Source organism: uncultured Adlercreutzia sp. (genome assembly GCF_958431955.1).
Taxonomy (GTDB): Bacteria; Actinomycetota; Coriobacteriia; order Coriobacteriales; family Eggerthellaceae; genus Adlercreutzia.
Genome location: NZ_CAUASN010000057.1, coordinates 1 through 8,500, shown reverse-complemented (window position 1 = coordinate 8,500; position 8,500 = coordinate 1). Strand labels below are relative to the sequence as shown.

Annotated in this window: 5 protein-coding genes and 1 pseudogene; 5 read left to right on the top strand and 1 reads right to left on the bottom strand. The window is 66.3% G+C overall.

Annotated features, from left to right (window positions below; genetic code table 11):
* The 4 genes from rplO to Q5064_RS11130 all read left to right on the top strand — a co-directional run.
* A partial coding sequence (gene rplO / locus Q5064_RS11145) for a 50S ribosomal protein L15 (RefSeq protein ID WP_302964701.1) occupies nucleotides 1-307 on the top strand: 307 nt, incomplete at its 5' end.
* Nucleotides 301-1,581 carry a preprotein translocase subunit SecY gene (gene secY, locus Q5064_RS11140; protein WP_302964700.1) on the top strand — a complete coding sequence of 427 codons (1,281 nt, stop codon included), beginning with the start codon at nucleotides 301-303 and terminating at the stop codon, nucleotides 1,579-1,581. The genes rplO and secY, both read left to right, overlap by 7 nt.
* Nucleotides 1,582-1,614: 33 nt before the next feature.
* On the top strand, nucleotides 1,615-2,241 hold the full coding sequence (locus Q5064_RS11135) for an adenylate kinase (RefSeq protein WP_302964699.1): 627 nt from the start codon (nucleotides 1,615-1,617) through the stop codon (nucleotides 2,239-2,241).
* Nucleotides 2,242-2,358: 117 nt separating this feature from the next.
* Nucleotides 2,359-4,548, top strand: coding sequence for a cytochrome C oxidase Cbb3 (locus Q5064_RS11130; protein ID WP_302964698.1), 2,190 nt, complete (start codon nucleotides 2,359-2,361; stop codon nucleotides 4,546-4,548).
* Between the two features lie 131 nt (nucleotides 4,549-4,679).
* Here the strand turns inward: Q5064_RS11130 and Q5064_RS11125 are convergent, their stop codons facing one another.
* Nucleotides 4,680-6,443, bottom strand: coding sequence for an ABC transporter substrate-binding protein (locus Q5064_RS11125; protein WP_302964696.1), 1,764 nt, complete (start codon nucleotides 6,441-6,443; stop codon nucleotides 4,680-4,682).
* Between the two features lie 748 nt (nucleotides 6,444-7,191).
* Here Q5064_RS11125 and Q5064_RS11120 point away from each other — a divergent pair.
* Nucleotides 7,192-8,500: pseudogene (locus tag Q5064_RS11120) on the top strand (pyruvate:ferredoxin (flavodoxin) oxidoreductase); the annotation flags it as partial.

The window sequence follows — 8,500 nt, the reverse complement described above, 5'->3', positions numbered from 1 at the left end:
CGGCTTCGAGGGCGGCCAGACCCCGCTCGCCCGTCGTCTGCCGAAGCTCCCCGGCTTCCGCAACTTCAACCGCGTCGAGTACCTGCCCGTGAACGTGAGCCGCCTGGAGGCCAAGTTCGAGGCCGGCGACGTGGTGGACGGCGACTCCCTGAAGGCCAAGGGCATCATCAAGCATGCCGACGCCCTCGTGAAGGTGCTCGGCGACGGCGAGATCACCAAGGCCCTCACCGTGCGCGTCGATAAGGTGTCCGCTACCGCCAAGGCGAAGATCGAGGCGGCTGGAGGAAAGGTCGAAGAGCCTTGCTAAGGTCTATTCTTGACGCATTCAAGGTTCCGGAGCTGCGCAAGAAGATCCTCTTCACGCTGGCGATTCTCGCGCTCTATCGCTTCGGCGCCTACGTGCCGGTTCCGGGCATTCCCTTCCATGAGTTTGCCACGGCCTTCCAGGACACCGGCGTGGCCATGACCATGCTGGACCTGTTCACCGGTGGCGCGCTGTCCAACTTCTCGGTGTTCTCGCTGGGCATCATGCCCTACATCACCGCATCCATCATCATGCAGCTGATGCAGGGCGTTATCCCGGCTGTGGGCCGCTGGGCCCGCGAAGGCGACACCGGGCGCCGCAAGATCACCCAGGTCACCCGCTACCTCACGTTGGGCCTGGGCCTGATCAACGCGATCGGCTACTTGCTGCTGTTCAAGTCGCCGGCCTACGGCGTGCAGTTCTCCACCGAGGTTCCCGAGCTGCTCACGGATGCCATCATCGTGTTCACCCTCGTGGCCGGCACCGCGTTCATCATGTGGATGGGCGAGCTGATCACTCAGCGCGGCATCGGCAACGGCATGTCGCTCATCATCTTCGTGAGCATCGTGTCCCGCGTGCCCTCCGCCATCTTCTCGTCGGTGAACCTCACGAGCGACATGGGTACGGGCATCGCGCTCACCCTCGTCATCCTGGCCGTGGTGCTGGTGTGCATCCCGATGATCATCTTCGTCGAGCGCGCCCAGCGCCGCATCCCGGTGAACTACGCCAAGCGCGTCCAGGGCCGCAAGATGATGGGTGGCCAGTCCACCTACATCCCGCTGAAGGTGAACGCCGCGGGCGTTATCCCGATCATCTTCGCGAGCTGCCTCATCTACTTCCCGGCGCAGCTGGCGGCCATCTTCAATGTGGAGTGGCTGACCACGTTCGCGAACTGGTGCTCCACCGGCTGGCTGAACTGGCTGCTCACGGTGCTGCTTATCGTGTTCTTTGCGTACTTCTACACCTCCATGGTGTTCAACCCCGAGGAGACCGCTGACAACATCCGCAAGCAGGGCGGCTTCATCCCCGGCGTGCGCCCCGGTACGGCTACCGTGCAGTACATCAAGAACGTCATCAACCGCGTGACGCTTCCGGGCGGCATCTTCATCGCGGCCATCGCCGTGGTGCCCACCATCATCTTCTACTTCACGAACAATCAGCTCATCCAGGCCTTCGGCGGCACGTCCATCCTCATCATGATCGGCGTTGCGCTGGACACCATGAGCAAGATCGAGAGTCAGCTGAAGATGTACAACTACGAGGGCTTCTTCAAGTAGAAGAGCCGCGACTCGAAACGAAAGGATGTTTTCATGAACATCGTGCTTCTGGGAGCACCCGGTGCTGGCAAGGGCACCCAGGCGGCCAAGCTGGTGCAGGAGTTCGAGCTTCCGCACATCTCCACGGGCGACATGCTGCGCGCGGCGGTGGCGGCCGGGACCGAGCTGGGTCTGAAGGCCAAGTCCTACATGGACGCCGGCGACCTGGTTCCCGACGACGTCATCATCGGCCTGGTCACCGAGCGTCTGCAGGACGCCGATACGGCCAACGGCTTCATCCTGGACGGCTTCCCCCGCACCTCGGCCCAGGCCGTGGCGCTCGACGCCGAGCTTTCCAAGCTGGGCCGTCCGCTGGATGCGGCCCTGCTCATCGACGTGGATCCCGAGGTTATCGTGGGCCGACTCACGTCCCGCCGCATGTGCCGCGCCTGCGGCTACATCGGCAGCGCGGCCGATGGGGATACCTGCCCGAAGTGCGGCGGCGAGATGTACCAGCGCGACGACGACAACGAGGCCACCGTGCGCAATCGCCTCGACGTGTACGAGACCTCCACGAGCCCGCTCATCGACTACTACCGCGGCTGCGATCTGCTCGTCACCATCGACGGCGACCGCGACCCCGAGGTGGTCTACGCCGACGTGAAGGAGGCGCTCGCCTAAGGGCGGCGGCTCTTCCGCTCAGCGCATTCGGCGATCTCGCGCGATTGCCGCGACTGTTTGCCTTTTGAATCCCGCATCTCCTCCTCGGGGGTGCGGGATTTCCCTATAATGGGGCCTATGCCCACCGTGCGCGAGAACATAGCCTATACCTTCGAGCATTTCATGCTCATCTACCGCGGCAGCCTGGCGCGCGTGACCCGTGCCGTGGCTGTGCTCGTGGCCATCGCGCTTATGCTCGAGGTGTTCGTGTTCAACATGAACTACTTCGCCACTGCCGGCTACCACACCATCGACCTCACCGACCGGCTGAAGCTCGCCCAGAACGAGGATGGCAGCTACAGCCTCACGGCGGTCGACCACGTCATGGAGTTCTCGAACCTCAATACCGAGGTGCACAACATCAAGCTCGACTTCGCGTCGGGCCAGCCCGCGCAGCTGGTGTCTGTGAAGATCCAGTTCACCGACGACGCGCATCAGACCTATTTCGACTCCACCGAGTACACCGTGGGCGTGCCCCTCGCCGAGGTGTCCACGAAGGTGGAGCAGAGCAAGTACGTGAACCTCCAGACCGCCGGGCGCGTGGAGAACCTGCGCATCGAGGTCGTGGGCGGCGCCGACGGGGACGAGGTGTCCTACCCGCTTCTGCTCGACGGGCTGTACCTGAACGCGCACCGCCCCTTCTCCTTCAACGGCTGGCGCTTCGTCGGCGTGCTCGGGGTGCTCCTGCTCGGCTACGCCTTCAGGCCCTCCTCGGCCATCTACCGCATTCGCATCGTGGAGAACCCCCGCAAGTCGAAGGCGGGCATCATCGCCGCCGTGGCGGTGGAGGTGGTTCTGCTGTCGCTGTTCCTGTTCTACGGCTCGAACCAGGTGGGCGTGGCCACGGCAACCTACAACTACGGCTCGTGGGACGGCGCCTCGGTGGTGAACACCTTCGAAGTGGGCGGCGACAACGCCCAGCAGTACGCCGAGCTGGCGCGGGCCATGGCCGAGGGACGCCTGTACCTGGACGAGGAGCCGCCCGAGTGGCTGAAGGCCATGGACGATCCCTACGACAAGGGCGCCCGCGATGAGGCCCAGAAGGCCACCGGCGAGCCCTACCTGTTCGACGTGGCCTACTTCGACGGACACTACTACGTGTACTTCGGCGTGGTGCCGGTGCTGCTGTTCTACCTGCCCTTCTACCTGGCCACGGGCGCGAACTTCCCCACGGCCATCGGCGTGCTCGTCATGGCCATCGCCTTCGTGCTCGGGGCCACGGCGCTCCTCGACCGGTTCGCGCGCTACCACTTCCGCTCGGTCACGCTGGGCGTGTACCTGCTGCTGCAGATACCGCTCGTGGCCTGCAGCGGCATCCTGTACCTCGTGAAGTTCCCGACGTTCTACTCGCTGCCCATCATGTGCGGGCTAGCCTTCTCGGTATGGGGGCTGTACTGCTGGTCGCGCGGGGCCGCCGCGCGGCGGCGCTGCCTGTGGCTGTTCGCCGGGTCGCTGTGCATGGCTCTCGTGGCGGGGTGCCGCCCGCAGCTGCTCGTGCTGTCGCTTCTGGCCTTCCCGCTGTTCTGGCGCACCTACATCACCGAGCGGCGCCTCCTCACCCCGGCCGGCGCGCGGGAGTTCGCCTGTCTGGTGGCGCCCTATGCGATGGTGGCGGCGGGCATCATGGGCTACAACTACGCGCGGTTCGGCTCGCTCACCGACTTCGGGGCGAACTACAACCTCACCGTGAACGACATGACCAAGCGCGGCATGAACCTGGGCCGTCTGGCGCCGGCGTTCTTCACCTATTTCCTCCAGCCGCCCTGCATGACCGGCGTGTTTCCGTTTCTGCAGGCCGCCCCCTTCGACACCACCTACATGGGCCAGACGATCAAGGAGGCCACTTTCGGGGGTATCCTCGCCTGCCTGCCGGTGCTGTGGGTGCTCGCCTTCTCGCGGCGCATCCTGAAGATGCGCGCGCGCCAGCGCTCGAGCCGCACCATCATGGGCGTCATCGTCGTGCTGCTGGCGTCCGGCGTCATCGTGGCTTTGGCCGACGCGGAGCTCGCCGGCATCCTGCAGCGCTACTACGCCGACTTCAGCTTCATGTTCCTGGCCGCGGCCATGCTTTTGTGCTTCGTGGTGAACGAGCAGCTCTCCCATACGCGGGGCGCCTACGACCTCATGCTGAGGGTGTTCCTTGTGCTCGTGGCCGCAAGCGTCACCTACAGCCTGCTTTTGTGCTTCGTCCCCGAGACCGGCTGGTACTCGGACGTGTACCCGTGGGCCTACCAGGACCTGCTGCAGACCGCCCTGTTCTGGAAGTAGCCGTGTCCCGGCCGGGGGGGGGCGGGCCGCCCCGGCGCACTGCCGCGGTCCTGCGGAGGGTTAGCGGGGCCGCGGCGGCCTTGCGAGCGGATACGATTCCCCGGCCCCTTCGCCGTGCGCCGGAGGGCGCCCTAGATGGGGCTCGTCTCCTTCATGGGGGTGGTGCCCAGAAAGAGCAGCCCGGTGGCGCCGATGGGGTCGTAGCCGTCGAGCTGGGCGTCGTAGTAGGCCGTGGCTATCTCGCGATGGAAGAGCGGATAGAGGGGCGCCTCGGCGGCGATGATGTCGAAGCACTGGTTCCACAGCTCCTGCTGCGGGCCCTCCTCGGTGGTGGCGCGAGCCTGCGCCATGAGCTCGGCCAGCTCGTCGAACTGCGGCGTGCCGGCCCAGCAGGTGCGAGCGCGCGTCCAGGTGTTGTCGCCGTACCACCAGCTCATGATGAGGTCGGGATCGTTGCCGAAGCACGACGGGTCGCCCGGCGAGAGCACCACGTCGAAGGGCAGCAGCGTAGCGGGCTCCGGCGGCGTCGAGATGTCTGCGAACAGCGCCGCGGTGTCGAGCGGCACCACCTCGGCGGTCACGCCCACGGCCTTCCAGTCACGCACGATGAGAGGGGCAAGGGCGCTCACCCAGTTGTCGTTCACACGCAGGGTGAGGGCAAGCTCCTCCACGCCGGCCTCCGCCAGAAGCTTGCGGGCCTTCTCGGGATCGTAGCTGTACACGGTGGAAGCGCGATGGTAGCCGCGGAAGTAGTCGGGCAGCAGGCTCGTGGCCGCCCGCGCATGGCCGGCCATGACCTCGCCGATCAGGGAGTCGACGTCCAAGGCGTACAGCAGCGCCTGGCGCACACGGACGTCGTCGAAGGGCGGACGGGCGCAGTTGAACATCAGGAAGGGCAGCTCGCAGCCCGGCACGTAGTCGATCGACGCCCCGGCGGCCACGATGTCCTCGGTGAGCACCTCCGGTGCCGCCTCCATAGCCAGCACCCGGCGGTCGACGAGCGCTTGCGTGCGCGCCTCGTCGTCGAGGATGACGGACCACTCCATGCGGTTGCAGGTGGCCGGGTAGGGTCCCTCGTAGCGGCGGTTCGGGGTGAAGACGATGCTGCCGCCGTCAGCGGCGTTCACGCTTTCATAGCACCACGGCCCCGAGCCCAAGGGCCTCTGCGCCAGCTCCTCGTCGGTCAGCGACGCGGGGAATATGCGCACGAGCGCCAACCGCTCGCGCAGAAGCGACCCCATGGGAGCGGACAAGCTGAAGCGCACCGTGGTCTCGTCCTTGGCGGCAACGCCGCTGATGAACGACAAGAACGCGCCGTAGAGCTCGTCGGCCATGTTGCGCGTGAAGGCGTTCACCACATCGTCCACCGTCAGGGGAGTGCCGTCGGAGAACACCGCGTTCTCGCGCAGCGACACTTCGAAGGAGAGGTCGTCTATCTGCACGGGATCGGCCGCCGCCAGCCCGAGCTCGGCGCGGTAGGTGTGCATGTTCAGCTCGTAGAGGCCCTCGAACACATGCCAGTTGGCGGCCAGGAACAGCCCCGACGCGCAGCCGACGGGGTTGGGGGTGCCGTCCGCGTAGGCGACGGCCGCCGCGAGCGTGCCGGCCACGCCGCTCTCGATCTCGGGCGTCGGCGCGGGGGAGTCCCCGTCGGGCTCGGGTGCCGGCTCCAGGGGCTCTTCCACCGAGCACCCGGCCAGGCCGAGCGCCGCGCCCGCGGCGAGGGACGCCGCTCCGGCCACGAAGGCGCGGCGGGTGAGGGGCGCGCGGGCGTGGCCGGGCGCGACATGCCCGAGTGCGGCAATGGGGTCACGGCGGACGGGATCCCCGGCGTTTTGGCGGATGGAGGGGGTCGGCGTCGCAGTGCGGGCGAAGGAGGGCTGCGGATGGGCCACGGGAGGTCCTTTCTCGTTTCGTTCGCACTTATTATAGAAGCGCCCCGCCGACCTGCCGCGAAACCCCACAGCAAATCACCGACTCCCGAGGCTTTCGCGGAGGGCTCGCCGGCTTCGGCCGATTCGCCCCGTCGATCCGGCCTTTCGAAAAAGCGGCACTCTATGGCGAAAAGTCGCCCGATTTCGTTGCCGTCGAGAGCTGCCATCGCGCTTGATTTGCCCCGATCTGGGATTTCGGCATTCGTCCGCCCTCAGCTTCGGTGCCGAATGACGGAAAGTCGCCCGCAGAGGGCGACTTTCCGTCATCGAGTGGCTGTTTTTCGCACCCGCCGCTCCAGAGGGCGACTTTCCGGCTTTCAGCGCCATGTCGCGGCGACTTCCGGAAGGGCGCTTCTCGCAAGCGCGTTTGTCGCAAGCGTGCCTGACGTAAGGGCGCTTCCCGCAAGCACGTCTGCTGCAAGGGCATTTGCCGGGTATCTCGCCGCGTGCCGCTTGCGGCTGCCAGCTGGCCGCACACCCGCCGACCGACGGGGGAGGGCTGCTGGGGGAGCGCCGCCGCGCTTGACGGCGCGTCAGGCGCGGCGCTGCTGCTAATATCCAAAAGGTATTTCTGTTCGCAGAGCAAATCCGACCGGCACGGTCGGTGCGCTTCGTCCTCTCGACCTCTCCGCGACAGTACCACCCCGCGGATGTTCGCGAGGCCGCAAGCCGGCCGATTCCGTGCGGGCCAGATGCAAAGGAGAGGAACATGACGAGAGTTCTGAAGTCGATGGACGGCAACAACGCCGCGGCGCACGTGTCCTACGCGTTCACCGAGGTTGCCGGCATCTACCCCATCACTCCCTCGAGCCCCATGGCCGACTTCGTCGACATTTGGGCTGCCCAGGGCCGCAAGAACATCTTCGGCACCACGGTGAAGGTGTGCGAGATGCAGTCCGAGGGCGGAGCGGCGGGTGCCGTGCACGGCTCGCTGGCCACCGGCGCGCTGACCACCACCTACACGGCCAGCCAGGGCCTGCTGCTCATGATCCCCAACATGTACAAGATCGCCGCCGAGCAGCTGCCGACCGTCTTCCACGTGTCGGCCCGCACCGTCTCCACCCAGGCGCTCAACATCTTCGGCGACCACTCCGACGTCATGGCCTGTCGTCAGACCGGCTTCGCCATGCTCGCCGAGGGCAACGTGCAAGAGGTCATGGACCTGTCCGCCGTGGCGCATCTGGCCGCCATCAAGGGCCGCGTGCCGTTCCTCAACTTCTTCGACGGCTTCCGCACCTCCCACGAGGTTCAGAAGATCCAGGTGTGGGACTACGAGGACCTCGCCGATATGTGCGACATGGACGCCGTGCGCGCCTTCCGCGAGCACTCCCTGAACCCGGAGCGCCCGGCCATGCGCGGCTCCCATGAGAACGGCGACATCTTCTTCCAGCACCGCGAGTCCTGCAACTCCATCTACAACGACCTGCCGGCCGTGGTGGAGGAGTATATGGAGAAGGTGAACGCCAAGCTGGGCACCAACTACCAGCTGTTCAACTACTACGGCGCCCCGGACGCCGAGCGCGTCATCGTGGCCATGGGAAGCATCTGCGACGTGGCCGAGGAGGTCATCGACTATCTGACCGCCCAAGGCGAGAAGGTGGGCCTCGTGAAGGTGCGCCTGTACCGCCCCTTCATGACCGAGAAGTTCGCGGCCGCGCTGCCCGCCACCGTGAAGAAGATCGCCGTGCTCGACCGCACCAAGGAGCCCGGTTCCATCGGCGAGCCTCTGTACATGGACGTGGTGAACGCCCTTGCCGTCGAGGGCCGCGACGACATCGTGGTCACCGGCGGCCGCTACGGCCTGGGCTCGAAGGACACCCCGCCCTCCTCGGTCTTCGCCGTGTATACCGAACTCGAGAAGGACGAGCCGCGCCGCCAGTTCACCATCGGCATCGTGGACGATGTGACGAACCTCTCGCTTCCCGAGGTGCCCGCCCCCAATACCGCCGCCCCCGGCACCATCGAGTGCAAGTTCTGGGGCCTCGGCGGCGACGGCACCGTGGGCGCGAACAAGAACT

Excerpts from the sequence above, each read along its gene's own strand:
- Q5064_RS11135 (WP_302964699.1), top strand. The coding sequence starts at position 1,615 with ATGAACATCGTGCTTCTGGGAGCACCCGGTGCTGGCAAGGGCACCCAG.
- Q5064_RS11130 (WP_302964698.1), top strand. The coding sequence starts at position 2,359 with ATGCCCACCGTGCGCGAGAACATAGCCTATACCTTCGAGCATTTCATG.